The organism is Psychrobacter sp. 1Y1 (assembly GCF_051847395.2).
GTDB lineage: Bacteria > Pseudomonadota > Gammaproteobacteria > Pseudomonadales > Moraxellaceae > Psychrobacter.
The window spans coordinates 2,258,800-2,283,927 of record NZ_JBPYDF020000001.1 but is presented as its reverse complement, the minus strand read 5'-3'; the positions used below and the strand labels follow the sequence as shown (position 1 = coordinate 2,283,927).

24 protein-coding genes, 1 tRNA gene, 2 pseudogenes and 1 other annotated feature are annotated in these 25,128 nt (G+C 42.1%); of the genes and pseudogenes, 18 read left to right on the top strand and 9 right to left on the bottom strand.

The window, feature by feature from the left end:
- Positions 1 to 59 precede the first annotated feature (59 nt).
- From ACS8FA_RS23470 to amaA, 8 genes are all read left to right on the top strand, one after another.
- Complete coding sequence (locus ACS8FA_RS23470) at positions 60 to 1,478, top strand: capsule assembly Wzi family protein (RefSeq protein ID WP_439266093.1); 1,419 nt, start codon at positions 60 to 62, stop codon at positions 1,476 to 1,478.
- A gap of 142 nt (positions 1,479 to 1,620) precedes the next feature.
- A complete protein-coding gene (locus ACS8FA_RS23465; protein ID WP_439266095.1) occupies positions 1,621 to 1,764 on the top strand; it encodes a hypothetical protein in 144 nt (47 codons plus the stop codon).
- A 251-nt stretch (positions 1,765 to 2,015) separates the two neighbouring features.
- A complete protein-coding gene (locus tag ACS8FA_RS23460) occupies positions 2,016 to 2,963 on the top strand; it encodes a LysR substrate-binding domain-containing protein (protein WP_439266097.1) in 948 nt (315 codons plus the stop codon).
- Positions 2,964 to 3,155: 192 nt separating this feature from the next.
- Positions 3,156 to 4,427, top strand: a complete 1,272-nt coding sequence (locus ACS8FA_RS23455; RefSeq protein WP_439266099.1) for a 2-aminoadipate transaminase — start codon at positions 3,156 to 3,158, stop codon at positions 4,425 to 4,427.
- Between the two features lie 164 nt (positions 4,428 to 4,591).
- Complete coding sequence (gene hglS, locus ACS8FA_RS23450) at positions 4,592 to 5,971, top strand: 2-oxoadipate dioxygenase/decarboxylase HglS (protein ID WP_439266106.1); 1,380 nt, start codon at positions 4,592 to 4,594, stop codon at positions 5,969 to 5,971.
- Positions 5,972 to 6,131: 160 nt separating this feature from the next.
- Positions 6,132 to 7,631 carry an L-piperidine-6-carboxylate dehydrogenase gene (gene amaB, locus ACS8FA_RS23445; protein ID WP_439266100.1) on the top strand — a complete coding sequence of 500 codons (1,500 nt, stop codon included), beginning with the start codon at positions 6,132 to 6,134 and terminating at the stop codon, positions 7,629 to 7,631.
- A gap of 167 nt (positions 7,632 to 7,798) precedes the next feature.
- Positions 7,799 to 9,256, top strand: a complete 1,458-nt coding sequence (gene nhaC / locus ACS8FA_RS23440; protein WP_439266102.1) for a Na+/H+ antiporter NhaC — start codon at positions 7,799 to 7,801, stop codon at positions 9,254 to 9,256.
- 17 nt (positions 9,257 to 9,273) lie between these two features.
- The gene (amaA, locus tag ACS8FA_RS23435) at positions 9,274 to 10,560 is read left to right on the top strand and encodes an L-pipecolate oxidase (protein WP_439266104.1); all 1,287 of its coding nucleotides are present in this window, start codon (positions 9,274 to 9,276) and stop codon (positions 10,558 to 10,560) included.
- 110 nt (positions 10,561 to 10,670) lie between these two features.
- Here amaA and ACS8FA_RS23430 read toward each other — a convergent pair whose 3' ends face one another.
- Positions 10,671 to 11,327, bottom strand: coding sequence for an IS1595 family transposase (locus ACS8FA_RS23430; RefSeq protein ID WP_045455674.1), 657 nt, complete (start codon positions 11,325 to 11,327; stop codon positions 10,671 to 10,673).
- 103 nt (positions 11,328 to 11,430) lie between these two features.
- On the opposite strand from ACS8FA_RS23430, the gene ACS8FA_RS23425 reads away from it, so the two are divergent.
- The 6 genes and pseudogenes from ACS8FA_RS23425 (at position 11,431) to ACS8FA_RS23400 (ending at position 16,958) form a co-directional block, all read left to right on the top strand.
- Positions 11,431 to 12,825: a D-2-hydroxyglutarate dehydrogenase gene (locus ACS8FA_RS23425; protein WP_439267461.1), complete on the top strand. Its 1,395-nt coding sequence runs from the start codon at positions 11,431 to 11,433 to the stop codon at positions 12,823 to 12,825.
- Between the two features lie 92 nt (positions 12,826 to 12,917).
- On the top strand, positions 12,918 to 13,946 hold the full coding sequence (locus ACS8FA_RS23420; RefSeq protein WP_439267459.1) for an ornithine cyclodeaminase family protein: 1,029 nt from the start codon (positions 12,918 to 12,920) through the stop codon (positions 13,944 to 13,946).
- 96 nt (positions 13,947 to 14,042) lie between these two features.
- Positions 14,043 to 14,324, top strand: a complete 282-nt coding sequence (locus ACS8FA_RS23415) for an NAD(P)/FAD-dependent oxidoreductase (RefSeq protein ID WP_439267457.1) — start codon at positions 14,043 to 14,045, stop codon at positions 14,322 to 14,324.
- Between the two features lie 84 nt (positions 14,325 to 14,408).
- Positions 14,409 to 15,221, top strand: a pseudogene (locus ACS8FA_RS23410) (NAD(P)/FAD-dependent oxidoreductase).
- 207 nt (positions 15,222 to 15,428) lie between these two features.
- Positions 15,429 to 16,433 carry a 23S rRNA pseudouridine(2604) synthase RluF gene (gene rluF / locus ACS8FA_RS23405; RefSeq protein ID WP_439267455.1) on the top strand — a complete coding sequence of 335 codons (1,005 nt, stop codon included), beginning with the start codon at positions 15,429 to 15,431 and terminating at the stop codon, positions 16,431 to 16,433.
- 81 nt (positions 16,434 to 16,514) lie between these two features.
- The gene (locus ACS8FA_RS23400; RefSeq protein WP_439267453.1) at positions 16,515 to 16,958 is read left to right on the top strand and encodes an SRPBCC family protein; all 444 of its coding nucleotides are present in this window, start codon (positions 16,515 to 16,517) and stop codon (positions 16,956 to 16,958) included.
- Positions 16,959 to 17,033: 75 nt separating this feature from the next.
- Here the strand turns inward: ACS8FA_RS23400 and ACS8FA_RS23395 are convergent, their stop codons facing one another.
- The 5 genes and pseudogenes from ACS8FA_RS23395 to ACS8FA_RS23375 all read right to left on the bottom strand — a co-directional run.
- Positions 17,034 to 17,246, bottom strand: a complete 213-nt coding sequence (locus ACS8FA_RS23395) for a DUF1244 domain-containing protein (RefSeq protein ID WP_439267451.1) — start codon at positions 17,244 to 17,246, stop codon at positions 17,034 to 17,036.
- A 52-nt stretch (positions 17,247 to 17,298) separates the two neighbouring features.
- A protein-coding gene (locus tag ACS8FA_RS23390; protein ID WP_102091412.1) for an IS3 family transposase occupies positions 17,299 to 18,518 on the bottom strand; the annotation gives its coding sequence in 2 pieces (ribosomal slippage) (positions 17,299 to 18,236 and positions 18,236 to 18,518; 1,221 coding nt in all).
- Positions 18,127 to 18,243 (bottom strand) — a sequence feature (AL1L pseudoknot). It overlaps the preceding gene by 117 nt.
- 231 nt (positions 18,519 to 18,749) lie before the next feature.
- Positions 18,750 to 19,070, bottom strand: coding sequence for a hypothetical protein (locus tag ACS8FA_RS23385; protein WP_439267493.1), 321 nt, complete (start codon positions 19,068 to 19,070; stop codon positions 18,750 to 18,752).
- 10 nt (positions 19,071 to 19,080) lie between these two features.
- A complete protein-coding gene (locus ACS8FA_RS23380) occupies positions 19,081 to 19,374 on the bottom strand; it encodes a hypothetical protein (RefSeq protein WP_439267495.1) in 294 nt (97 codons plus the stop codon).
- Positions 19,371 to 20,063, bottom strand: a pseudogene (locus ACS8FA_RS23375) (site-specific integrase); the annotation flags it as partial. The pseudogene ACS8FA_RS23375 and the gene ACS8FA_RS23380, both read right to left, overlap by 4 nt.
- Before the next feature lie 39 nt (positions 20,064 to 20,102).
- Here ACS8FA_RS23375 and ACS8FA_RS23370 point away from each other — a divergent pair.
- Entirely contained in the window at positions 20,103 to 20,759 is a 657-nt protein-coding gene (locus ACS8FA_RS23370) for an IS1595 family transposase (protein WP_045455674.1), read from the top strand.
- Positions 20,760 to 20,762: 3 nt separating this feature from the next.
- On the opposite strand, the gene ACS8FA_RS23365 is transcribed toward ACS8FA_RS23370, so the two are convergent.
- Entirely contained in the window at positions 20,763 to 21,338 is a 576-nt protein-coding gene (locus tag ACS8FA_RS23365) for an Arm DNA-binding domain-containing protein (protein ID WP_439266728.1), read from the bottom strand.
- A gap of 26 nt (positions 21,339 to 21,364) precedes the next feature.
- Positions 21,365 to 21,580 carry a hypothetical protein gene (locus ACS8FA_RS23360; RefSeq protein WP_021815097.1) on the bottom strand — a complete coding sequence of 72 codons (216 nt, stop codon included), beginning with the start codon at positions 21,578 to 21,580 and terminating at the stop codon, positions 21,365 to 21,367.
- A 122-nt stretch (positions 21,581 to 21,702) separates the two neighbouring features.
- Between ACS8FA_RS23360 and ACS8FA_RS23355 the strand changes: the two genes are divergently transcribed.
- Positions 21,703 to 21,939: a helix-turn-helix domain-containing protein gene (locus ACS8FA_RS23355; RefSeq protein ID WP_192519426.1), complete on the top strand. Its 237-nt coding sequence runs from the start codon at positions 21,703 to 21,705 to the stop codon at positions 21,937 to 21,939.
- Positions 21,940 to 22,414: 475 nt separating this feature from the next.
- Here the strand turns inward: ACS8FA_RS23355 and ACS8FA_RS23350 are convergent.
- A tRNA-Gly gene (locus ACS8FA_RS23350) sits at positions 22,415 to 22,489 on the bottom strand.
- A gap of 260 nt (positions 22,490 to 22,749) precedes the next feature.
- Here ACS8FA_RS23350 and ACS8FA_RS23345 point away from each other — a divergent pair.
- Both ACS8FA_RS23345 and ACS8FA_RS23340 read left to right on the top strand, forming a co-directional pair.
- On the top strand, positions 22,750 to 24,420 hold the full coding sequence (locus ACS8FA_RS23345; RefSeq protein ID WP_341609459.1) for an alpha-keto acid decarboxylase family protein: 1,671 nt from the start codon (positions 22,750 to 22,752) through the stop codon (positions 24,418 to 24,420).
- 189 nt (positions 24,421 to 24,609) lie between these two features.
- Positions 24,610 to 24,945 carry a GlpM family protein gene (locus tag ACS8FA_RS23340; protein WP_224737711.1) on the top strand — a complete coding sequence of 112 codons (336 nt, stop codon included), beginning with the start codon at positions 24,610 to 24,612 and terminating at the stop codon, positions 24,943 to 24,945.
- Positions 24,946 to 25,128: the final 183 nt, after the last annotated feature.

Genomic DNA, 25,128 nt, shown 5'->3' with positions numbered 1-25,128 from the left:
TACTACAGCCCCAAAAATTATTAACAGTGTTAAGTGTCAGTATCGTAGCGATAGTGCCAATGCTGACAACGACTGCATCAGCACAGAATTTATATATAAATGACTTACGTCTCAAAGCAGATATTGATTTGCTAAACACTCAAGGTGTTACGCAGATCAGTACCAGCACTTGGCCATTGAGCGCAAATGAGATCGAGCGAGGCTTACAAGGCGCTCAATTCACTAATGTGGTACAGCAGCAAGTCGTACAGTCGATACAGACGCGGCTCAGTCAAGATCGCGACTCTTTGGTTAAAGCCTCTGGCGAAATAACGCTACATACCGATCGTCAGTCTTTGCCGCAGACTTTTGGTGATGATCAGCTAGCAGGGCAGCAGATTAGCGGTTCGGTCGGCTTAAGCGAAGCCAATTGGGAGTTCAATTTGCAGGCAACGTTTAAGAATGATGAGCTGATTGATGATGACTCAGATGTCAGTTTTGAAGGCTCTTATATTGCTGGTATGGCTGCCAATCAGTGGTTGATCGCTGGTAAAATTCCAGCATGGTGGGGACCCGGGCAGGATGGCAGTCTCATTCGAGGAGATGCTAGCATTCCAGTTACAGGGATTACTATGCAGCGTGATACGCAAACCGCACCAACTTATAAATATTTAAACTGGGTCGGTCCTTGGCAGTATCAGCTGTTTGCTGGTCAATTGGATGACTATGACGCGGTTCCAGATGCCAAGTTATTTGGCGCGCGCCTAGCAGCCAGCCCATTACCTTGGTTAGAGGTTGGCGCTTCTCGTACTTTTATGTGGGGCGGGGAAGGTCGTCCAGATAGTATCAGCTCATTTGGCGATGCCATCTTGGGAACCAAGGACAATGGTGGTAATGATAACGGTGACCCAGCCAACCAACTAGGCGGCTTCGATGCACGCGTGCAATTAGCACCTTTATTTAACGTGCCAGCGAGTGTCTACGGACAGTATGTTGGTGAAGATGAAGCCGGCGGTCTACCCGCTAAGAATATGTATTTGGCTGGCGTAGATTATGCCTCTGCGGCGATGGGCAAGCCTTATCAACTCTATGCGGAATATACTGATACGCGCACCAGCGGTGAAGTACGTGGTATTTCTTACGATCATGGAACATACACTGATGGCTATTATCAGCAAGGCTATCCACTCGGCTATGCGCTCGGTGGTGATGCCGAAAGTGTCGCGCTCGGTGGTCGATTATGGCTTGATGGACGTAACTTTATCCATGCGAAGCTACAACACGCTAAAGTCAATCAGTCAGGAGAGTTAGACTCTCGGACTGGGGAGGCGGATAATCAAGCTTTTCCAATAACTGACAAGCTCACTGCTATCGACGTCTCTTGGGAACATCAGTTGCAGCCTATGACTAAAGTGACGACTAGAGTATGGGGAGTTGATTTCGACAATCGCTCTAGCGATATTGGTGCCGGTATTGGTCTTGAGCTAGCGACCTATTAGTTTCATTCTATTTGTTTAACACAAATGAGAGTGAGCAAACTAGCTTGAACAAGTAGATAAGCTTGTAGCACTGTCCTTTATGAACAAAAAAGCCGTTTATCAGTGATAGACGGCTTTTTTATAAAATTTTTACCCTACTTTTATGGCGGAATACAATCATTTAGTGACCCCGAATAGCGCAGCCGGACAGTCGCAGCAAGGATGGGAGTTTGAGATGATTAATCGCCTGAAAAAGGACGCTTCACAACTTAAGAAGCGCCCGATTAGAGAGTATCTTGAGTATTAATCTCTTTTGAAAACCTGATCGTAAATAGGAGAAATAACTACACTATTTTTAAATGTTTGAATCAGAACTAGCATGCAGAAAGGTTTTATCTATAAAACATCAATACAAGTATGGTTTGATTATTATCGTTAGGCTACGTAAGTAAAACCTTTTAAATTAATGACTAGAAGATTGACAGCACAGGTCAACCCAAGTAAAACAGTGTATATTTTTACACTCTATACCATATGGTACAAAAGAATAAATAAACTATGAAAACTGAAATCCAAACGCCCCTTGCTTTTAGAAGATACCCCTCAACAACTGCTTTACAGTGTTTTGAAACAGCTGCTAGGCACTTAAGCTTTACCAATGCTGCGCAAGAAATGCATATGACCCAAAGTGCTATTAGTAAGCAAGTAGCACAGTTAGAGGAGATGTTAAACCTTTCACTTTTTTATCGTACACCGCATCGAATATCTTTAACGCCAGCTGGTAAGACTTATTATCTTGAAGTACTGGATATTCTCAAGCATATCGAATCTGCGACTACTAATTTGATGTCAAATAGCGATAACTCAGAGGTGCTCAAGCTTGTCTCGCACCCAACCTTTTGCTCTCGTTGGTTGATGCCGGCATTAAATGGCTTTAGTCAGACCTATCCGCTTCTGAATTTGAATATCAAGGAATTGTCTGGGCCATTTTTTTCTGAAGATCAAAATATCGATGTTGCTTTTTTATATGGAGATGGTATTTGGGGCGGTATGGAATCGATAAAATTGTTTGACGAATATAGTGTGGCCGTTTGTCATCCGGATTATTTGAAAGATAAGGCGCCGTGTACAAGTAATATCGATAACTGCACGTTATTACAGCTGAGCTCGCGTCCGAGTGCATGGTACGAGTATTTTCGCCAGCAAGACATTAGTATAGACGGTACCTTTATGGGTCCACGTTTTGATACTTTTCATACGACGATATCTGCAGCTTTACTTGGATATGGCATTGCATTGGTGCCGCTGCGCTTAGTGGCACCAGAATTACAATCAGGTGCGTTGGTAACAGCATGGCGTTACGCTTCAAAAGGTAGGGGAGCGTATTATATGTCTTACCCTTTATCATTGGGCAACTCACACAAAGTAAAAGTTATTTTAGAATGGATTTCGGCCTATCTTGAAAAGACAAATCAGTCTGAGCAGGATTTAGAATTGATATTGTAAAATAGATTTTAAAATTTTTGCTATTGATGTACCTAGAAAATACTCCTAATTAATAAAGATATATGAGTCGGCTTTGTGCCGGTTTTTTTGTGCAATGACAAAAAGGAATGGCATCACAACTAATATTCGTTTGCTGCTGCCAGTAAGTTTTGATGAAATGAAGCTCTAACTTAGGGAAGGTGAGAGATGTTCATGGAACAGACATACAACGTTACCGATGCTTTTACAATGGTGCATCCGGTAACGCTAACTAGAGGTATAAATGCAAAAGTTTGGGATAGTGAAGGCCGTTGCTATATTGATTTTGTAGGTGGTATCGGTGTTTTGAACTTTGGTCACTGCCATCCTCATATTGTCAGCGCTATTATCACTCAAGCACAGTCACTTATTCATTATGCGTACAACGCCGCAGCTCATACTCCCTATCAAACCTTTATGCCCAGACTGTGTGAGTTCATTCCTATTAAAGATGAGCTATCAGGCATGCTTACCAATTGCGGTGCAGAAGCCACTGAAAACGCTATAAAGATAGCTCGTATGAAAACAGGTCGTACAGGTGTCATCGCTTTCGATGGTGGTTTTCATGGGCGTACGCTTGCCGCTGTTAACTTAAATGGCAAGGTTGCTCCCTATAAGCGAGGACTAGGTCCATTAGCTGGTAGCGTTTATCACATCCCTTTTCCTAGTTTTGATAACGACATTGGTGATCAGCAGGCTATTAATGCTTTAGAGCGTCTCTTCGAAGTAGAAACTGACATTGATAACATCGGTGCCATTATTGTGGAGCCAGTACAAGGAGAGGGTGGGTTTCAGTTAATGTCAGCCACATTCGCTCAGTATTTACGAGCCTTTTGTGATGAACATGGCATGCTATTGATTATGGATGAAATTCAAGCAGGGTACGGCCGTACGGGTATTCCCTTTGCCTTTACACATTTAGAAGTCGAACCTGATCTATTATTACTGGGTAAAAGTATCGCGGGAGGCTTACCTTTAGGTGCTGTGGTAGGTAAGGCTAGTGTGATGAATGGTCTACCAAAAGGGAGCTTAGGTGGTACGTATTCAGGTAATCCAGTAGCGTGCGCGGCTGCAAATGCGACCTTAGACATCATGCAAGCAGATGAGGTATGGCAGTCTGCCCAACACTATGCAAAAACTATCGAAGAAACAGTGACTGAGTGGCAGCAGCAGGAAGTATCACCATGGATATATGGGCTTACTGGAGTAGGTGCTATGCGAGGTATTGAGCTGCGGCACCCCGTTTATGGAACGCATCCTACCATCATGGCTGATGTATTAAAGCAATCCAGAGAGAAAGGATTATTATTAATGCCAAGTGGCAAACATCGACATATTATTCGGCTACTACCGCCACTGACAATTGAACCTGAAATACTAACCGCTGGACTCAATATTTTAAAAGAAGTGCTTGCTGCTATTCCTGATAAGGCTCCCAATAATTAGATTTTAGATCTAACTATTTCATGGTGCTATGCCAACATATTTTATGTTCAATAAAAACTACCTTAACTTGATTCTATGAATTATGCCGCGTCTAAGAAGGATACTTAACTGTGAAAGATACATTTGTAAGTAGTGATGATATTCGCCACACATTTTCTATTGCGATGTCAGAAATGTACCAAAAAGAGGTGCCATTGTATGGTGAGCTAATCGATCTAGTAACTGAAGTAAACAAGGAGATATTAGATAAAAATCCTAAAGTTCGACAACAGCTTAAGCATACTGGGGAAATCGACAGATTAAGTATGGAGCGCCACGGCGCGATTAGACTGGGTACAGCTGCTGAGCTTCATATGATGCGTAGGCTTTTTGCTGTAATGGGAATGTACCCTGTGGGCTATTATGATTTGACCCCAGCGGGTGTGCCAGTACATTCCACGGCGTTTAGAGCGCTTGATGCACGATCGTTGAATAACAGTCCATTTCGCGTGTTTACCTCTTTGTTACGCTTAGATTTAGTTGATGATGTACTAAAGCATGAGGTACTAACGACATTAAGTAATCGCAGTATATTTACTGACAATGCAATCAGTCTAATTGAACGCTTTGAGAGGCAAGGTGGTTTGACAGATGATGAAGCAAAACAGTTTATTCAAGAGGCATTAGAGACCTTTCGCTGGCATGACCACACGCCGGTCTCAAAGGAGCTATACCAACGGCTATTAGCACAACATGGACTAATAGCAGATGTCGTCGGCTTTAAAGGTCCTCATATCAACCATCTCACTCCCAGAACTTTAGATATAGATACAGTACAGGCAGGTATGCAGACAAGAGGTATTCCATCCAAAGCTATTATAGAAGGGCCACCGAGACGAGAGTGCCCTATTTTATTACGCCAAACCAGTTTTAAAGCTTTAGAGGAAATGGTCAGTTTTAAAAACCCAAGAGGCAGTTACGAGACAGGTCAGCATACCGCGCGCTTTGGAGAAATTGAGCAGCGTGGGGTGGCCTTGACCCCTAAAGGTAGAGAGCTATATGACAAATTGCTTAATCAAGCTCGTCGTCAGTTGAGGGTGACACCGAACGAAGACAATGCTTCAGAGTATTATCGACTTCTAGAAATCTCCTTTAGTGATTTCCCAGATGACTATCAAACATTACACGATGAGCAGCTGGCCTATTTTTATTACCAAGCAGTGAGTAGTAGCTCAGATATCAGCAGTGCTGATCTAGATCTAGTCTCGTTAGGAGCAGAGGACGCGAATACATCTGCATCAAAACAAGCAGTATCAGGTCTGATTAAGCAGGGTGTCGTCCGTATTGAACCTATTGTCTATGAAGATTTTTTGCCAGTGAGTGCGGCAGGTATTTTTCAGTCTAACCTACATGATGGTAAGCAAAACAATTATGAGATTAGCTCAAATCAGCAAGAGTTTGAAGACGCTTTAGGTATAAGTGTTTACGATGAGCTTGAGTTATATAAAACGCTGCAAGAACAGAGTCTTAAAGCGTGTTTGATGAAGTTGAATAGCAATATTTAAAGGTAATAACTCTTCAAATTAATATGAATTATCACGGCATTTAGGCGTCATTCCGAAAAGGAATGGCAGTAAGAAATTAATTATTTTGCAACTTAGCTTATTGCAAGTTAACTTGATAACTACTTTCAAGGAAGTGCAAACCAACGTAAGAGGATTGATTATGATTAAGCAGTATATGTCCGCTATGGGTGTCAAAGAAGAACAATATCAAAATGGCGATTTTGACGTTAGTAGTCCAATTGATGGCTCAGTTATTGGCAAAATCACTTTGGATAATGTTGATAATGTTGATGATGTCGATACCAAGATTATCAATGCCAAGCAAGCATTTAAAGAATGGCGTACCGTTCCTGCACCAAGACGCGGCGAGTTAGTTCGATTACTAGGTGAAGTGCTACGTGAGCATAAAGAAGACTTGGGTATGCTGGTATCGTTCGAGGCTGGCAAAATTAAGCAAGAAGGTCTAGGTGAAGTACAGGAAATGATTGATATTTGTGACTTCGCTGTTGGGGTTTCACGTCAGTTATATGGTTTGACTATCGCATCAGAACGTCCAGGACACCATATGCGTGAGACATGGCATCCTCTTGGTGTGATTGGCGTAATCTCTGCATTTAACTTCCCAGTCGCGGTTTGGTCTTGGAACACAGCGCTTGCTATCGTTTGTGGCAACCCTGTTATTTGGAAACCATCAGAAAAAACCCCATTAGTGGCGCTAGCGTGTCAAGCAATGTTTGAAAAAGCGTTAGCTAAATTTGGCGATGCGCCAGAGCACTTATCTCAATTGTTATTGGGTAAGACAGACGTCGGCAATGCCTTGGTTGAGCATAAAGATGTTGCTCTAGTTAGTGCAACTGGTAGTACTCGCATGGGTCAGGAAGTAGGGCCAAAGGTTGCGAATCGTTTTGGCAAATGCTTGCTAGAGCTAGGTGGTAACAATGCCATGATCTTGGCCCCAAGCGCTGATTTGGATCTGGCATTACGTGGAATTTTATTTTCAGCAGTCGGCACAGCTGGTCAGCGCTGTACCACTTTACGTCGTTTGTTTGTCCATGAGTCTGTAAAAGATGACATCTTGCCTCGTATCAAATCTGCCTACGAGACTGTCACGATCGGTCACCCACTAGAGGGTAATTTAGTTGGTCCACTTATCGATGAAGACAGTTTCAATAATATGCAAAACACCTTGAAAAAGGCCAAAGAAGCCGGTGGTACGGTTACAGGGGGTGAACGTGTACTCGCAGATAAATATCCTGACGCATATTATGTGACACCTGCCATTGTAGAGTTTGATGAGCAAAATGATGTAGCTAGAAGTGAGACATTTGCGCCTATCCTATACGTTATGTCTTATAAGGAATTTGATGAAGCGATTGAGATGCAAAATGATGTACCTCAAGGCCTATCGTCATGCGTATTCACCAATGATCTGCGTGAAGCTGAAACTTTCCTAAGCGATAGAGGTAGTGACTGTGGTATTGCCAATGTAAATATCGGTACCAGTGGTGCTGAGATTGGTGGCGCCTTCGGTGGTGAAAAAGAAACAGGCGGTGGCCGTGAATCAGGTTCGGATGCATGGAAAGCGTATATGCGCCGTCAAACCAATACTATCAACTATTCAAAAGAATTACCGCTAGCGCAAGGTATTAGCTTCGGTTAATAAAAATCGACATCTAGTTCTGTTTGAATATTAACTGATTGGTAGCTGCGAAGCATATTCCATCTGTGCTTAGCAGCTGCAACAATCGCTTTATTTTTAAAAGCAATAAGCAACTACGGATTAGGTTACGACTACTATTGATTACTACTAAGGAAGGTAGAACTGTCATGATTGATGATAAACCGCTTGACCCTGATGTAGATGGCTATGGCCCATCTTCTAGCTTCTTATTGGATATTGCTCCCCTTATCTTGACTGCTATGATTCTCATGGTGCAGTTTTTCGTATTTAAAGACTTTACTCCTCATATACCACTGGCTTGTGGAATTTTGATTACAGGCTTATTCATGAAGCTGCGTGGCCGTAATTGGCTAGGTATGGAAGAGCGGTTTTTAAAAGTAATCAAAATTGGCTTACCTGCGATGATAATTCTGATGGGTGTAGGTATGCTCATTGGTTCGTGGATTATCGCAGGCACAGTTCCGACCATCCTGTACTATGGCTTTAGTATTTTCTCTCCTTCCTCGTTCTTGTTCTCAGTCTGTATTATCTGCGCCATTATCTCGGTCGCTACTGGTACCTCATGGGGTACCGTGGGCACGGTTGGTCTTGCGATGATGGGAATAGGTATGGGGCTAGGCATTCCAGCGCACTTTACAGGTGGTGCTATCGTTTCGGGTGCGTTCTTTGGGGACAAAATGTCTCCATTGTCAGATACCACCAACTTAACACCTGCAGCCGCTGGCGTTGAGCTTTGGGATCATATTAGAGGTATGTTACCCACGACAGTCCCAGCGATGGTTACCGCTTTAGCTTTATATGCTTGGATTGGAATGAGTTATGGAGATGACAGTATTGATTTGTCTTCTATTCAAGCTCTGCAAACAAGCCTAGCTAATAACTATAATCTAAGCGTTATTACCTTATTGCCAGCGATCGTCGTGGTGGCAGCAGCTGTCATGAAAATGCCAGCGATACCAACCGTTTTAGGCGGCGTGGTAGTGGCTTCATTTGTTGCTTTTTTCATGCAAGGTGTCGGAGTCAGTGAGATTTTCAATGTTTTACAAAACGGATTTGTGAGCGAAACAGGTTTTGAAGTGGTTGATAAGCTGTTATCAAAAGGTGGTGTCATGTCGATGACGTGGGTTATTACTTTGACTATCTTTGCACTCGCTTTTGTTGGCTCACTTGAACATTACGGCACACTAAAAGCAATCATGGCAAAAATAGATAAGGCTGTGAAATCGCGTCTCGGCCTAATTCTGACAACTTATGCTAGTGTCCTTGGTGTTGGTACTTTGATTGGAGATGTTTATACGACTTTGGTATTGCCAGGACGTTTATTAAAAGACAAATATAAAGAGATGGGCTACAAACGTACGACGTTAACACGATCTATCGAAGATGCTGGTACGTTGTTGTCACCGCTTATTCCTTGGAACATGGGTGGTAGCTTTGTTGCTGCTACACTTGGCATAGCAACATTGACTTATGCACCTTTTGCCTTTGCATGTTGGTTATCGCCTTTGTTTGGTTTGCTATGGGCCTTCATGGATAAGTTTATACCGCGTGAAGAGCACGTTGTAGAGAAAGTTGATACCACCTCTTCAGTCCATGAAGTGTAATACCAAAGGAGTATGGTATGTTGCAAGAGCAATGTTTATGGCGCATAACTGCGCCTAATATTAACACCTATAATCAGCTAAATAGTGACACCCAAGCGACCATTTGTATTATTGGTGGAGGATATACGGGATTATCGGCTGCTATTCATTTGGCTGAAAAAGGCATCAAGGTTGTTTTGTTAGAGAGTGAGACTATTGGTAGTGGCGGTTCAGGGAAAAGCGTAGGCCTAGTTAATGCAGGTACTTGGGCTCGCCCTGAAGATTTGAATATTGCTCTGGGTGAGGTGGCAGGTGAGCGTTTGACAAAGGCGCTTGGCGAGGCGCCAAGCTTAGTATTCGATCTGATCGAACGTTATAACATCGATGCGCAAGCTACAAATGCTGGAAATATACATATGGCACATAACGCTAAAGGTGAGGCTGATGTGGATATCAGATACGAGCAGCAAAGTCGCCGCGGTGCCAATGTTGAAGTATTGACTGGAAGCAAATGTCACGAATATTGTGGCACGATGAGTATCAACAAAGCGTTATTAGATCATCGAGCTGGTACCGTAAACCCGTTAGCTTATGTACGAGGTCTGGCCAAGGTAGCGACAGATCTTGGCGTGAATATTTATGAGCATTCAGCAGTCGAAGCTATAGAAAAGGCAGATGGTTATTGGTATACAAAAACTTCCCAAGCTCACGTTAAATCTGAACGCATTATTATTGCAACTAATGCTTATACAGAAGGTGAATGGGCAGAGGTATCTAAAACTTTTTATTTGGTTGATTACTATCAAGTTGCATCTGAACCACTTAGCGGAGAGGTGGCAGACCGTATTTTGCCGTACCAAACAGGTGCATGGGACACTCGTCTAGCATTATCTAGTTTTCGTCGTGATGACGATGGCCGTTTGTTATTAGGAACAGTGGGAGGTAAGCAGCTTAAACCAAAATCCTTTTATCAAGCATGGGCAAATACTGTTCAAAAAAGCTACTATCCAGATTTGCCAGCATTTAAATGGCAATATGAATGGTGCGGTAGCTTCGGTTTTACGCAAGATCATATTTTTAGAGTGATGGAACCGGATGAAGGTTTGCTAACAGCAACGGCCTACAATGGGCGCGGTATTACGACAGGTACACTAATGGGTAAGTGTTTCGCCGATTATATACTGACAGGTGATAGGGGCAGTATACCGCTACCATTTAAAACCCTGGAGGAAGCGAAAGTTTCTTTTGGAGGACTTAAGTCTGGACTGACTGAGTTAGGACTGACGTTGTATCATTCTGGACAATGCCTTAAGGTTATTAGGTAGTTTACTTGTGCATGTCATCACAAGCTATACACATAGTGATTCCGATATAAAAGTTAGCGTGGTCACATCAGCTAATAGTGCAATTTATTTGGGGCTGTAGTAGATAAGGATTAAATATCACACCATTTTCTCAAGGTTTTCAGCTGATTAGATGGTGAGCCATAGTTGAATCTAAACTCGCACTCTTTTAAAAACAAATGGAAGTTCTTCTTATTAATCCCATTATACTTTCTGAGTGTTCGTTTGGACTGATTCCAGAAGTTCTCAATGCCATTGATGTGATTGTTCTTACCGCAAATGAACTCTATAGAGTGATTGACTCTGAAATGTTTAAACTCACTCACATCTAATGCATTGTAACTTCGATAGCTATCCGTATAAACAAAGCTGTCAGGCTTGATTTTACGCTTAATAACAGGCATTAGGGTAGTCTGTTTGGTGTCTGCTACGACAATGGTATAAACCTTACCGTTTCGTTTTAGAATACCAAATACAGCGGTTTTACCAGCTGCCCCGCGACCTCTTTTGCCTTTGCGTACACCGCCAAAGTAACTTTCATCTAATTCGACCTCACCATCAAAAAGCTCATCAGCTTCTAATGAGAGATGGTAATCTATCACAAGTCTTATTTTATGATAAAAAAGTGCAGCAGTATTAGGCTGAATATCAAGCAAATCTGCGGCTGTTCTAGCAGTCACTTCAGCCGTAAAAAACTCTAACAGCCTTCGCTGTGCTTTTTTACTTAGTTTACAACGGGTTATCTTCATAAAAGTAGTCTAGCATAGTGCTTATCTACTACAGCCCCATTTATTTTTATCATGTTAAGGAATATATTCAGTGAGCGATTCTATTGAGCCTTTACAGTCATCTATTCATACTGTTATCTGTAAGCTAGAGCAGGAGCATAGTTTCGATCCGACCCAAATCAAAACCGATGCCGAAAGCCTAGAGCACTGGGGTAAAGACTGGACCAAGCACTTTGCCCCTGCTGCTGCTGCCATCGTCTTTCCAAAGACCACCGAACAAGTCCAAGCGATTGTTCTGCTTGCTAATGAACACAACGTCGTCCTCACCCCTAGTGGTGGTCGTACCGGACTCTCTGCAGGCGCGGTTGCTGCCAATGGCGAAATCGTCGTTAGTATGGATAAAATGAACCATATCGGACAGTTCTATCCTGCCGATCGAATAGTTGAAGTCGAAGCCGGTGTCGTCACTCAGCAGTTACAAGAGTTCGCTGAATCAAAAGACTTATATTACCCTGTCGACTTTGCCTCAGCAGGCTCTAGCCAGATAGGCGGCAACATCGGTACCAATGCTGGCGGTATCAAAGTCATCCGCTACGGCATGACTCGTCAATGGATTATGGGTCTGACTGTCGTCACGGGTAAAGGCGATATCTTGCATCTCAATCGCGGCATGGTAAAGAACGCCACCGGCTATGATCTGCGCCAATTGTTCATCGGTAGTGAAGGTACGCTAGGGTTTGTTACTCATGCGCAAATAAAACTTGAACGTCAGCCACAAGACTTAAATGTCATGGTGCTTGGCATGGACAGCTTTAACGATGTGATGAACGTACTCTCTGCCTTTCAAGCACAAATTGATTTGACGGCATTCGAGTTCTTTGACGATGTAGCGATTGATAAGTTAATGGCACATGGTCAAGTACAAGAACCGTTTGAATCCCGTACCAAATTTTATACATTATTAGAGTTTGAAGCGCCTTATGAGCCGATTATGGATAAAGCGATGGCCATATTTGAGCATTGTATGGAGCAAGGTTGGGTGGTTGATGGTGTCATGAGCCAAAATCTCACACAAGCGGCAGAACTGTGGAAGCTACGTGAGTATATCTCAGAAACCATCTCAGTCTTTACCCCTTACAAAAACGATGTATCGGTGCTAATAAGCCACGTACCGACCTTTATCGAAGAGATTGATCATATTGTCAGCAGTAACTATCCTGACTTTGAAGTTTGTTGGTTCGGTCATATCGGCGATGGTAATTTGCATCTGAATATCTTAAAACCTGAGAACATGAGCAAAGATGATTTCTTTGCTGAGTGTCAGGTTGTCAATAAATATGTGTTTGAGACGGTACAAAAATATGGCGGTTCAGTGTCTGCTGAGCATGGGGTTGGTATGACGAAGAAGCCGTATCTGCACTATAGCCGCAGTGAGACTGAGATTGAGTACCTAAAGGAAGTCAAAAAAGTATTCGATCCAAACAACATTATGAACCGTGGTAAGATTTTTGATATGTGATTAGATTTTAAGTATTGATGATGCTTAATTTCTATACTTTACAATATCTTTATAAAATCATAATAAAGCCATAGAGCAACTTAGGAATAATCATGCAAATTTTAGATATTAATACGGTAAAAAAACAACTGACGATGTCAATGGCAATTAACGCTATTGAGGATTTACTAAAAGTACAAGGAAAACATTCAACATGGATTAAGACACCTGAGCGCCTAGTGATTCCTACTTTTGAGGAAAGTAACAAAAACACATCTGGCTCACATCTATCTATGCCCTCAGTAGTTTTTGATGGTGATAATGAGTATGCAGTGGTAAAGCTGGTAAATATCTGTCCAGACAACCCTAAACGTGATAAGCCAACAACCATGGCAGTCATTACCGTATCAGACAATGAAACAGGAGATGTGCTGACATTTTTGGATGGCATATATATCACCCAAGTACGAACAGCAGCACTGTCCGGAATTGCGACTAAATATTTAGCGAGTCCAGCTAGTAGTGAGGCAGCGGTGATAGGTACTGGAGGAATGGCATATGAACAACTCAATGCGATACTCACTGTGCGTCCAAATATTAAACAAGTAAATATTTGGAACAGGACGCCTCAAACGGCACATGAATTTCAGAATAAATTTGAGCAAGAATATCCACAATGGCAAGTCGATTTTAAAGTTTATGAAAGTGTCGAAGAGGCTATTAAAAACGCTGATATTATTAATCTTGCAACAAGAGCGACGACAGGACTTTTTGAAGCTTCACAAATAAAGCCGGATGCTCATATCAATGCAGTTGGTGCTTATCAAGCAACAATGAAAGAAGTCAGCAACTCGGTTATAGAAGCCAGTACTGCTATTATTATCGATGATGCAGAGGGTGGTTTACATGAAGCAGGTGATTTAATACAAGCTCATAATGACATTCAGAGCACTTGGACATGGGATCAACTGACAGGTACGTTAAGTGATCTGGTCAATAAAAAAATCAGTATTGATGCGAATGAGGGTAAAGGTATTACGCTATTTAAGTCCGTTGGCGCCGCAAGCTTTGATGCAGCAGTTGCTATAAAGGTTGCCCAAAACGCTAAAAAAGAAGGTTTAGGTCAGTCTATTGAGCTATAAAAATAAGCAACCAATAATTTAGCTTTCTTATGAGAATCTATGTAAAGGCAATCACTTTAAATTAATAAAATTGGCTTGATACTTAAGGGTATTCATATGCGCTATGACGTGATCGTTATTGGTGCAGGCATAGTAGGAACCTCTATAGCCTGGCATCTTCAAAAAAGCAACTTTCAAGTTCTCTTGCTCGATAAAAAGCAACCAGGAGAAGAAACGTCATATGGTAATGCAGGTATTATCACAAGAGAAGCCGTAAATATTAAACCATTTCCTAGAAGTTTTAGAGAAGTTCTCAGAGTATTGGCGAATAATAGTACCGATATTCGATACCGTTGGTCTGCTATCTATAATCTTCAGCGCCCCTTATTACAATACTAGATAAATTCCAGTCCGAAAAAGGTTAAAGAGATAGATAAAGAATGGTCCACTCTCATTCAGCATTGCACAAACGAGCATGACCCTATGATTAAGGCATCAGGCGCTGATGAGCTAGTTAGAAAAATAGGCTGGATTGAGCTTCACCGTCTATCCAGTAGTTTTGAAAAAGCCATTGGCAAAGCAAAAAAAGCGGCTAATCAAGGCGTGGAGTATGAAGTTTTATCGCTAGCAGCGCTAAAAGAGTTGGAGCCAAACATAAATTTTACAGACTATGTCGGTGGTATCCATTGGAAAAATTCTTGGCAGATAAAAAGCCCTGGCAATCTTGTCAAAGCATATGCTGAAAATTTTGAAAAAATGGCTGGAGAGATAAAGTAGTCAACGGTAGACAGCGTTATACAGATGGAAGAGGGTTGGCAGGTTACGACAGATGGCAAAACCTACTCATGTCAGAAATTAGTAATTGCTGCAGGTCCTTGGTCAGCTAATCTTATCAAGCCATCAGGTTATAAGATTCCATTATTTCCTATGCGTGGTTATCATCAACACTTTCAAATGACTGATAAAAACGCATTTTCTCACAGCTTATTTGATGTAGAAAAAGGCTTTGTAATGGGAGCGATGGATCAAGGCATTAGAATTACGACTGGAGCTGAAATGGCAATGTCAGATGACCCAAAAAACTTTGATCAATTAGAATCAGTACTGACGTATGCACGCAAGGTTCTACCGCTTGACGTAGCTGTGGAATCTGAAGCATGGTGTGGCACAAGACCTTGTATACCAGATATGAAGCCAGTTATTGGACCTGCATATGTTGAAGCAAGCATTGAAGTTGATTGTTTATGTCAGTACCATAGTAGTCGTAAGGGGTATACTAGGAATGATCCCGTATAAGCTTATCTGACCTTCGATACCATTGATAAGTTGTCTTGACGCTATTTACGGTTACATGACTTTATACCTTTCTTGGTTTTTACCCATCTCTCCTCAAAGGGTCAGTCGATTTCATATATAATGTGAGCTATTTCATCATTATTGATCCACTCAATTTAGGCTTTTTTCTTAGCAAAAAACGCTTCTTATCAGGTAAAACGGTGCTTTATGTTCAACGCTTCCTCGACTCGTTTAAATAAATACATCAGCGAAAGTGGTATTTGCTCTAGGCGAGACGCTGACCGCTTTATTGAACAAGGTAATGTATACATCAATGGCAAACGTGCGTCAGTAGGTGATCAGGTAGTTGCTGGTGATGCAGTAAAGGTCAATGGGCAGCTTATTGAGCCACGAGAGCCTGATGATTTTATTTTTATTGCATTAAATAAGCCAGTGGGCATTGTGAGCACCACGGAAAGCTCTGAGAAAAACAATATTGTCGATTTTGTGCGACATAGTTTGCGTATTTTTCCGATTGGCCGTTTGGACAAAGATTCTCAAGGTTTGATCTTTTTGACTAATAACGGTGATTTGGTCAATAAGGTACTACGTGCTGGTAATAACCATGAAAAAGAGTATCTAGTTACCGTAAATAAGCCGTTAACGGATAGTGTTATCGAAGGTTTAGCGGGCGGTGTGCCGATGCTTGGCAAGATGACCAAGAAATGCCCAGTGACTAAAGTAGCGCCTAATGTCTTTAACATCACGCTCGTACAAGGTTTGAACCGTCAAATTCGTCGTATGTGTGAGCACTTTGGCTACGAAGTCGTCAAGCTTGAACGTACGCGGATTATGAATGTAAGTCTTAAGGGTCTTCCCGTTGGTGACTGGCGAGACTTAACCCCAAAAGAGCTGTCTGTGTTACTTAAATCTGTAGAAGACTCTTCTTCACAAGACAATCACTCAAACAAGAAATCTCGCAATACGCCACGAAAAAAATCTCGTGCTGATGCTTCATCAAAGTCAAAACCATCTACAAAATCGGCAGGGGCAGCAAAGGGGCGTAACAAATACGCCAAAGATGATGCTAGAAAACCAGCAGGTTCTAAAGGTAGGGATGGACGTCCTACTGGTCGTGGTAAGCCGTCAGGCAGTAATGGTAAATCTGGAGGCAATGGCAAACCTACTACCAATGGCAGGCGTCCTTCGAAAGGTAGAGGTTCTTCACGGTAATAATTTTTCACAATGTGACGGCTATATTTATTTCTAAAATAGCCGTAAGCTAAATAACTTTAGTCTTAATGAGATAATATTATGTTTAAAATAAAAGTAGAGCGCATTGTTAAAAAACCGATTGATGAGGTATTTGAAGCACTGAGTGACCATGCCAGTTATGGCTCATTTAAAGCGGTGGGAGTGGCTAAGTTGGTGAATGAAGGTGACGAGGAGCGCAATGGAGTCGGAGCTTTACGTAGCATTCAAGCGGGACCTGTTAAGTTCTGGGAACGGATTACAGCGTTTAAGCGTCCTACTCATATGCAATACCAAATCGAAAAATCTAAACCCATCAAAATGCAGCATGATAAAGGTATCATTGACTTAAAAGACTTGGGCGATGGCACCACACACGTGACTTGGGTATCTGAGGGTCGATTGATTGTACCATTGCCATTAATCGGTCGCCTATTTGACCGTCAAATGCAGAAACAAGGAACCATAGGGTTTAGTAGCATACTCAAATCCATAGAAAGCCGCTAATCTAGCGGCAATGTTGGGTTTTTTGATATCACTCTCTAGTGGTGGCTTATTTTATTTGAGCCATCACTGTCAGCTTTAATCCGTTTTATTCTTAGCAGCTTCAATCTCGTTAAAACGCGCTAGCTGCTCTGGCGTTGCTTTCTGTTGATACTTCTCTTTCCACTCAGCATAAGGCATACCATAAACAAGCTCGCGAGCATCCTCGTATTCAATCTCAATACCACGCTCTTCACCAGCCGCTTTATACCATTTGGATAAACAGTTACGACAAAAGTCGGCAAGGTTCATTAGCTCAATATTTTGAACCGCCCCGACTATATCGAAGGCTGATCTACTTGAGTCAGGCAGCGATGCCTGACAGGGTTAAATTATCATAATACCGCTTTTCAAACTCAAAGGGTGACACATATCCAATCGTGCTATGTAGACGCTTCTTGTTGAACCAATCCACCCATTCAAGGGTTGCAAGTTCAACATCGTTCACACCAGTCCAGTTCTGCTTTAAATAATGAATCACCTCAGACTTGTAAAGCCCATTGACCGTTTCAGCCAGTGCATTATCGTATGAATCGCCTGTTGTACCAACAGAAGCAATCACGCCAGAGTCCGTCATCTTATCGGTATAGCGAATAGATAAGTACTGAACCCCTCGATCACTGTGATGAATCACATCTTTGGGATTATTTCTATCTGTTATCGCTTGATTTAATGCTGCCATTACCATATCAGTGTTCATACGATTCGATACTTTCCAGCCGACAATAGCGCGAGCAAATACATCGATGATAAAAGCGGTATAAACCCAGCCGCTCAATGTCTTGATATAAGTAAAATCTGCAACCCACAGCTGATTAGGACGATGGGCATTAAAGTTACGATTGACCAAGTCGTCAGCACGCTTTTGGTCGTCACGGCTGTTGGTGGTAATCTTACCCTTACCGCGCCAGACACCTTGTAAGCCGTGCTGACTCATTAAACGCTCGACGGTGCAGCGTGCAATATAAATGCCATCTGCCTTCATCTGCCGCCAGACTTTGCGAGCACCATAGCGACATTTGCTGTCCTGCCAGATGCGTTTAATCTCGCTGAGATAGTAGTCGTCATGCTGACTGCGCAGTGAACGTCTTTCAGGGCAGCACTCTAGGTCTTTAGTACGGTGATAGGTTGACGGGGCAATCGGTAGTACTCTACAAATCAGCTCGACCCCATAACTACCTCTATAGTCATCAATAAACTGAACCATTATCTGGGTGGACGGTCGAGCTCCGCCTGGGCTTCAAGACCAGCAGCCTTACGTATAATCTCATTGGCTTGCTTGAGCTCTTTGTTCTCGCGTTCAAGCTCTTTGATACGCTCTTTGTCACTTTGAGCCTGCACTGAGGCGGGAATGGTTTGGTCTATGTGCTTTTTATGCCAGGATCGCAGGGTTTCAGGTGTACAGCCAATCTTTGACGCTATGGCTTGAATGGCTGACCATGTAGAAGGATAGTCGCTCGACGCTTCAATCAGCATGCGAACGGCGCGTTCTTTAATCTCAGGAGTGTAGGTTTGTCTTTTCATTGTCGTATTCTCTCAGAATGTTGAGTCTCCGACAATCCCGGGGCGGTTCATTCTGACCCTTGCTGTCAATTCCGTACAGTTAAATTTGGGAGGTTTTATTTATGCAATTTAACTATAATAATTAAACCACACTTATTGTAGTGGCATGTTAAAGTTGTACTGTGTTTAAAATATGTCTCATATAAAAAACCCAGACAGCTTGAGCTGTCTGGGTTTTTGGATGATTAGTGCTTATTTGTTTGCTTGATCTGTCCGCCATAAAGCATGCTCACATATTGCGCATAACCAATTATCTTTTGCGCGCATATAACGAATATCAGCAGGTACTTCAATCGGACAAGCATAACCGCAGTACTCACATACAACATCGTCCAAGTAAGCATAACACTGAGCGACTGTCTCAAAGAGTACTTGAGGACTTACCTCATACTTCTCACAAAGCGTCTTCACATGTTTAATAAAGCCGCTCTGATTATCATATGCCCAGTAATCCTCACACATTTTGACATCGTATGGGCTCTGCGTCATATTAGGTTGAATTTTGACACTCATAATACTCTCCTCAGTAGCTGCCATAGTCAGAGTGCGGTAGTAGCTCATGAAGCTCGCTTTGAAGCTGACTGGTCATATCTTCTACAAAGTACCCATCTTGAGCGTCCAAGCGTTTCTGCACCCACACACGCATAGCCATATCGTTATTAAAGCACCGCTTCACTCCCAAGAAGCGAGCGAGGTTATGACCCGATGAAACATACAACTCACGCATCAATGCATTAGCAATCTCATTCGCATTTTCACTGATTGCACCATCCCGTTTAAACTCACCAAACAGCTGCTCATAATTAATGATTTTCATTGTGACGTCTCCTTGTAAGTTTTTGCATTCGTGATTAGTGCTTCAGTGTCAGAGCTATTCGATGCGCTGGTTAGCTTCTCCTTGCTCGCCAGTAGCAAGTTATCCATTGCTGAGCCATCTTGACGGGTGATATCAGGCACATAACGGCTATACACACGAAACAGCATCTCCGTACTACTGTGACCCATCTGACGAGCTATCCACTCAGGGTTCTCACCAGCAGCGAGCCAAAGCGTCGCTGCGGTATGCCGAGTCTGATAAGCACGCCGATGTTTCAGACCGAGTAGGGCAAGCGTGGGTTTCCACACTCGTCTATTCACATTACGGTACTCCATCGGATTGCCCTGTGAGTTGCAGAATACGAACTCTGACTTACCATAGGTACGTTGCTTCTGCTCTAACAAAGCGTCGTACACCAGTTGCGACATTGCAATATCACGTTGTGAGCCTAACGTCTTCGTTGGTCCCATTTCACCGTTTACTAACGCCCCTTTAATACTGATCTCACGGCGATCAAAGTTAATGCAGTCCCACTTAAGCCCATCAATCTCACTGGTACGCATACCGGTAAAAAAGCGAATGGTGTAGTAGGGTCTATAATCAGCACGGACATGTTTTAAAATCAGCCATACCTCACTCAATGTAAACGGGTTTACATCAGGACGAGCTTGTTTAAGATTCTTAATATTTGGGGCTGTAGTAGATAAGCACTATGCTAGACTACTTTTATGAAGATAACCCGTTGTAAACTAAGTAAAAAAGCACAGCGAAGGCTGTTAGAGTTTTTTACGGCTGAAGTGACTGCTAGAACAGCCGCAGATTTGCTTGATATTCAGCCTAATACTGCTGCACTTTTTTATCATAAAATAAGACTTGTGATAGATTACCATCTCTCATTAGAAGCTGATGAGCTTTTTGATGGTGAGGTCGAATTAGATGAAAGTTACTTTGGCGGTGTACGCAAAGGCAAAAGAGGTCGCGGGGCAGCTGGTAAAACCGCTGTATTTGGTATTCTAAAACGAAACGGTAAGGTTTATACCATTGTCGTAGCAGACACCAAACAGACTACCCTAATGCCTGTTATTAAGCGTAAAATCAAGCCTGACAGCTTTGTTTATACGGATAGCTATCGAAGTTACAATGCACTGGATGTGAGCGAGTTTAAACATTTCAGAGTCAATCACTCTATAGAGTTCATTTGCGGTAAGAACAATCACATCAATGGCATTGAGAACTTCTGGAATCAGTCCAAACGAACACTCAGAAAGTATAATGGGATTAATAAGAAGAACTTCCATTTGTTTTTAAAAGAGTGCGAGTTTAGATTCAACTATGGCTCACCATCTAATCAGCTGAAAACCTTGAGAAAATGGTGTGATATTTAATCCTTATCTACTACAGCCCCTAATATTTTTATAAGGCATCTCAAACTCATGGCGATCTGACGCTTCTTCTAGTATCATACGAAGAAGTATCATAATCTGATTGATTCGTGCTACTGACAGACTTGACTGACCATCTTTACCGTAACGAACTTTGGCGAGGGAGCTACGGAAGGTCAGCAAGTCTGATTTTTTTATGGCATGTACCGCTTTACCACCAAATTCAGGTAACAAATACTTTTCCAAAATAATCTGTATCTTTTGCCGGTAGCTCGGCCGCCATTCAATCTTTTTCTCCTCAAAAAACGTTTCCGAAAACTCCTTAAAGGTCGGATTGCGACTGATACAAGATTCGGCTCTATCAGCCAGTGCCGTCATCTCCTGCGCTCGTTCACTCTTTGGGAAGTAAGCAGCATAGTCGAAGATGCCTAGGGTAATTTCTGCTTCTATTTTTTCGATAATTTTAGCCAGCTTCTTTCGATTAGCTGGAGTGTCTGTGAGATTAGTCGTCTCACGGCAACGCATATTCATATATCGAAAATCTACGAATAGCTTGCCACGTCTCGATCTTATTGACGCCATTATTTGACTCCTTGTTTAAATAAAACTTACTGTAAAGCCATACCGTTGATGGCACTCATAACCGGCTTGCACATATCCTCTTCAATACGCTCCCAAACGTACAAAATCTTGCGACCGCCAAAAGGACGAATGTAATGGATGTTTTCAATCAAAACAGTGTCCTTAAGTTGGTTACGGATAGTACGTGCATCGTATTTGATACGATCGGCTAATTCTTGAGTAGTGAGATAAGTCTGTGACATAATAGTTCTCCATGTGAAATAAATTTACTATTAGTGAATGATTAGTTATCACTAATGAGTACATATTATCTATAAATATTATCACTTGCAAGCACTTTTTTATCACTTTAGGGATTTTATAAATGATTAAGCTCAATTTACCTGTTTTATTTGCACAAAGAGGCATCCGTGTAGCTGATGCTGACAGGATGTCTAAACTAGGAAGATCTACTTTGTATCGAATGTACAATAATGAAGTCACTAGAATAGACTTTGATTCATTAAATGAGCTTTGTAAGCTTTTAGATTGCACACCCGGCGATATTATCCTCTATGAAGAAGATGAAGTTTGTGAGGAAGGGGGTTCAGAAGAAAGTTAGAATGCTTAATAGAATAGTTCTTTGGAGTGTCTTGAAAATCATCAAACTTAGCGCCGATAAATATTTTACTCGTCCCAATTTTTTTCAAATATTAGGTCGTGGTCATCACTGTTTAAACGACAATTAATCTTAGATGTTATAAAACCAAAATGCATTTTAGAAAAATTATACCTCTGAGAAACACGTTTTTTACTGAATTGAGGTTGGGTTCAAAAGTCAGCATAGTGCCAAATTTACTAGGTTAGGTGTCATGATGATTTTTGAACCAAAAATAGCTAGGTTGTGGTCAGATACGCATACGCAGTTTTAAGGCAGGGCACGGTTTGGGCACCAAATGGGCACCGCACCGAAAATGAGATTTTTGATTGAGTAGCTAAACTTAACTGAATCAGAAAAGATATTTCGAAATATCTTCTATAAGCCTTAAAATTGGACAAAAAAAAGCCTCACTGTTAAGTGAGGCTTTTTAAGTATTTGGAGCGGGAAAAGAGATTCGAACTCTCGACCCCAACCTTGGCAAGGTTATGCTCTACCACTGAGCTATTCCCGCTAATTATCAATTAACTATCGTCAGTTGATGAAGGCGTATTATACGCAGTTTTTTTTAGGTGTCAACACCTATGACGAAAAAAATTAAAGTTATTAAAATAGGCGTGTCTTCTGGCCATGGATATATGTTATAACGGTTTATTATAATATGTATTCCAAAAGCTTTGTAGTACATAAATAAGCTGGGACGCACTTTATAATTTAATCGTAATCACATTCACAATTATCAATACTTACAAAGATAAGTCATAAGGATAAAAAATGAGTCAACAATATACCATCGCTGATTATTTGTTTGATCGTGTCGCAGAAGCGGGTGCATCTGAGATATTTGGCGTACCTGGTGATTTTAACTTAACTTTTTTGGATAACGTTCTTGCTTCTGACAAGCTGCGCTGGGTAGGTAACACCAATGAGCTAAATGCTGGTTATGCTGCCGATGGCTATGCACGCGAGCGTGGGTTTGCCGCCATGGTGACGACCTTTGGCGTGGGCGAGCTGTCAGCGATTAACGCAACTGCAGGTTCTTTTGCTGAGTACGCGCCAGTGTTGCATATCGTCGGTGCACCAAGCACAGCGCTACAAGATTCAAAGCGCCGTATTCATCATTCGCTTGGTGATGGCGTATTCAATCATTTTATTAAGATGGTTGAGCCTGTGACGGTAGCACGAGCGCAGCTTACTCCTGAAAATGCTGCTTCAGAAATTGATCGAGTGATTCGCTTAATTCTCAAAAAGCATCGCCCAGGTTACTTACTATTATCACCAGATGTTGCTCGTCAGCCTATCTATCCACCAACGACCAAGCTGATCGATAGCCAAGAAGACATTACTAGCCAAGCGGCATTATCAGATTTTAAGCAAGCACTAACCGAGTTTTTGCCAAATAAGACCACGACGCTAATGGCAGATTTGATGGTGCATCGTTTGGGCTTACAGTCGCAGCTCAAAGCGTTGATTGCTGATACCGATATTCCTTATACCACGCTATCTTGGGGCAAGACGCTACTTGATGAAAATAGCGATCGTTGGGCAGGCACTTATGCGGGTGTTGCTTCGCGTCCAATTGTGAAAGATGCGGTAGAAAACTGTGAATGTCTCATTAAAGTAGGGGTGCAATATACTGACACTACTACCGCAGGGTTTAGCCAAGATATCAATGAAGATGTGGTCGTAGACTTGCATTATGAGCGTGCTTCTATCAGTGGTAAGAACTTTGCACCGATTGCGCTAAAAGATGCGTTGCAAGCCCTACATGAAGTGATGACCTCTGGCATTAATATCGTGCCAAAACCTTTCTGTGAAGAAGTTAAGCCGCACGAACAAAAAGGTAAAGACAGTGAGGCTATCCGCCAAGATGACCTATGGCATATTATCGCTGACCGCTTAGATCACAATAACTTGGTGTTTTCTGAACAAGGGACGGCCTATTTTGGTATCAGTGATGTGCGCCTGCCAGAAGGGGTAACGTCGTATGGGCAGCCGATGTGGGGCTCAATTGGCTACACGTTGCCTGCCAGCTTGGGCGCGGCAATCGCATCGCCAGATAAGCGCAGTGTGTTATTAATTGGGGACGGTTCAGCATTGCTAACGATCCAAGAGCTAGCGGTCATGATTCAAGAGCGCATCAATCCTGTGATCGTCTTAATCAATAACGACGGCTATACGGTAGAGCGCGCAATTCATGGCGAAAATCAATACTATAATGATATTCCTAAATGCGATTGGCAAATCATGCCGCGAGCGTTTGGCGCGACAGAAGAAAATAGCGTATTACTCAAAGCAGAGACAGCAGGCGAGCTAAAATCTGCTTTCGACAAAGCTGCTGCGACTACCGATAAGCTTATAATGATTGAGGTGATTGCAGACAAGCATGATATCCCACCATTGCTAGCAGACATCAGCGCGGCATTAAAGCCAAAAAAGGACTAAGTCATTCGTAAAAGCTTAATGAATAAAAGTAACAGCCCCATTTAGCAACTTAGCTAGATGGGGTTTTTGCATTTTTTTATCATACGGATTAATTAATCAGCGATTGCTCTTATGTCAGTTTGCAGACTTTAGTATCATGGCGGATTGAGCTACGTTCAGCCTTGATAGTCAACAGGAGACAGACCCGTCGTGATTTGGTTAAAAATGCTTATCGGCGCATTGATGGTACTGGCGATTCAAATGTTCGCCCAAACCCGATTTTTCTATTTGGCGGCACTTGCGCCACTATTTCCCACTTTTACGTTAATCAGTCACTTTATCGTTGGTACTGAGCGCAGTCCCGCTGATTTAAAGGTCGCGCTGATATTCAGTATGCTTGGCGTCATACCGCATTTGATTTATACCTTTGTGGTGTTTTTTAGCATCAGTTATATGAGTTTATACAAGGCACTGCTATTAGGTGTGGTCGCTTGGACGGTTGCGGCTGCGATTCTGGTACTGACATGGCAATACATTCAAGGTTAATTAATATTAAGACGTAAAATTTTTTAGCACAGCAATGATATTTTATAAGCTTAACTTTAATATTTAAACTTTTTTTATTGAAGTCTTTTTTATTTATCTAGGGCGTGTCTTCAATTCACCCGATAGTCATCTAAATGGGCTAAAAATGGCTAAATCTTGCCAAACAGCGTCAAATAGCTGGTT

What these genes read in the sequence shown, in the direction of transcription:
- ACS8FA_RS23370 (WP_045455674.1), top strand. Translation starts at nt 20,103, where the DNA reads ATGAAGATAACCCGTTGTAAACTAAGTAAAAAAGCACAGCGAAGGCTG.
- ACS8FA_RS23360 (WP_021815097.1), bottom strand. Translation starts at nt 21,580, where the DNA reads ATGTCACAGACTTATCTCACTACTCAAGAATTAGCCGATCGTATCAAA.
- ACS8FA_RS23395 (WP_439267451.1), bottom strand. Translation starts at nt 17,246, where the DNA reads ATGAACCTTGCCGACTTTTGTCGTAACTGTTTATCCAAATGGTATAAA.
- ACS8FA_RS23380 (WP_439267495.1), bottom strand. Translation starts at nt 19,374, where the DNA reads ATGAAAATCATTAATTATGAGCAGCTGTTTGGTGAGTTTAAACGGGAT.
- ACS8FA_RS23415 (WP_439267457.1), top strand. Translation starts at nt 14,043, where the DNA reads ATGCGCTATGACGTGATCGTTATTGGTGCAGGCATAGTAGGAACCTCT.
- nhaC (WP_439266102.1), top strand. Translation starts at nt 7,799, where the DNA reads ATGATTGATGATAAACCGCTTGACCCTGATGTAGATGGCTATGGCCCA.
- ACS8FA_RS23465 (WP_439266095.1), top strand. Translation starts at nt 1,621, where the DNA reads ATGGCGGAATACAATCATTTAGTGACCCCGAATAGCGCAGCCGGACAG.
- ACS8FA_RS23420 (WP_439267459.1), top strand. Translation starts at nt 12,918, where the DNA reads ATGCAAATTTTAGATATTAATACGGTAAAAAAACAACTGACGATGTCA.
- ACS8FA_RS23400 (WP_439267453.1), top strand. Translation starts at nt 16,515, where the DNA reads ATGTTTAAAATAAAAGTAGAGCGCATTGTTAAAAAACCGATTGATGAG.
- ACS8FA_RS23355 (WP_192519426.1), top strand. Translation starts at nt 21,703, where the DNA reads ATGATTAAGCTCAATTTACCTGTTTTATTTGCACAAAGAGGCATCCGT.
- hglS (WP_439266106.1), top strand. Translation starts at nt 4,592, where the DNA reads ATGTCAGAAATGTACCAAAAAGAGGTGCCATTGTATGGTGAGCTAATC.
- rluF (WP_439267455.1), top strand. Translation starts at nt 15,429, where the DNA reads ATGTTCAACGCTTCCTCGACTCGTTTAAATAAATACATCAGCGAAAGT.
- ACS8FA_RS23470 (WP_439266093.1), top strand. Translation starts at nt 60, where the DNA reads ATGCTGACAACGACTGCATCAGCACAGAATTTATATATAAATGACTTA.
- amaA (WP_439266104.1), top strand. Translation starts at nt 9,274, where the DNA reads ATGTTGCAAGAGCAATGTTTATGGCGCATAACTGCGCCTAATATTAAC.
- ACS8FA_RS23345 (WP_341609459.1), top strand. Translation starts at nt 22,750, where the DNA reads ATGAGTCAACAATATACCATCGCTGATTATTTGTTTGATCGTGTCGCA.
- ACS8FA_RS23385 (WP_439267493.1), bottom strand. Translation starts at nt 19,070, where the DNA reads ATGAGTGTCAAAATTCAACCTAATATGACGCAGAGCCCATACGATGTC.
- ACS8FA_RS23460 (WP_439266097.1), top strand. Translation starts at nt 2,016, where the DNA reads ATGAAAACTGAAATCCAAACGCCCCTTGCTTTTAGAAGATACCCCTCA.
- amaB (WP_439266100.1), top strand. Translation starts at nt 6,132, where the DNA reads ATGATTAAGCAGTATATGTCCGCTATGGGTGTCAAAGAAGAACAATAT.
- ACS8FA_RS23455 (WP_439266099.1), top strand. Translation starts at nt 3,156, where the DNA reads ATGGAACAGACATACAACGTTACCGATGCTTTTACAATGGTGCATCCG.
- ACS8FA_RS23430 (WP_045455674.1), bottom strand. Translation starts at nt 11,327, where the DNA reads ATGAAGATAACCCGTTGTAAACTAAGTAAAAAAGCACAGCGAAGGCTG.
- ACS8FA_RS23365 (WP_439266728.1), bottom strand. Translation starts at nt 21,338, where the DNA reads ATGGCGTCAATAAGATCGAGACGTGGCAAGCTATTCGTAGATTTTCGA.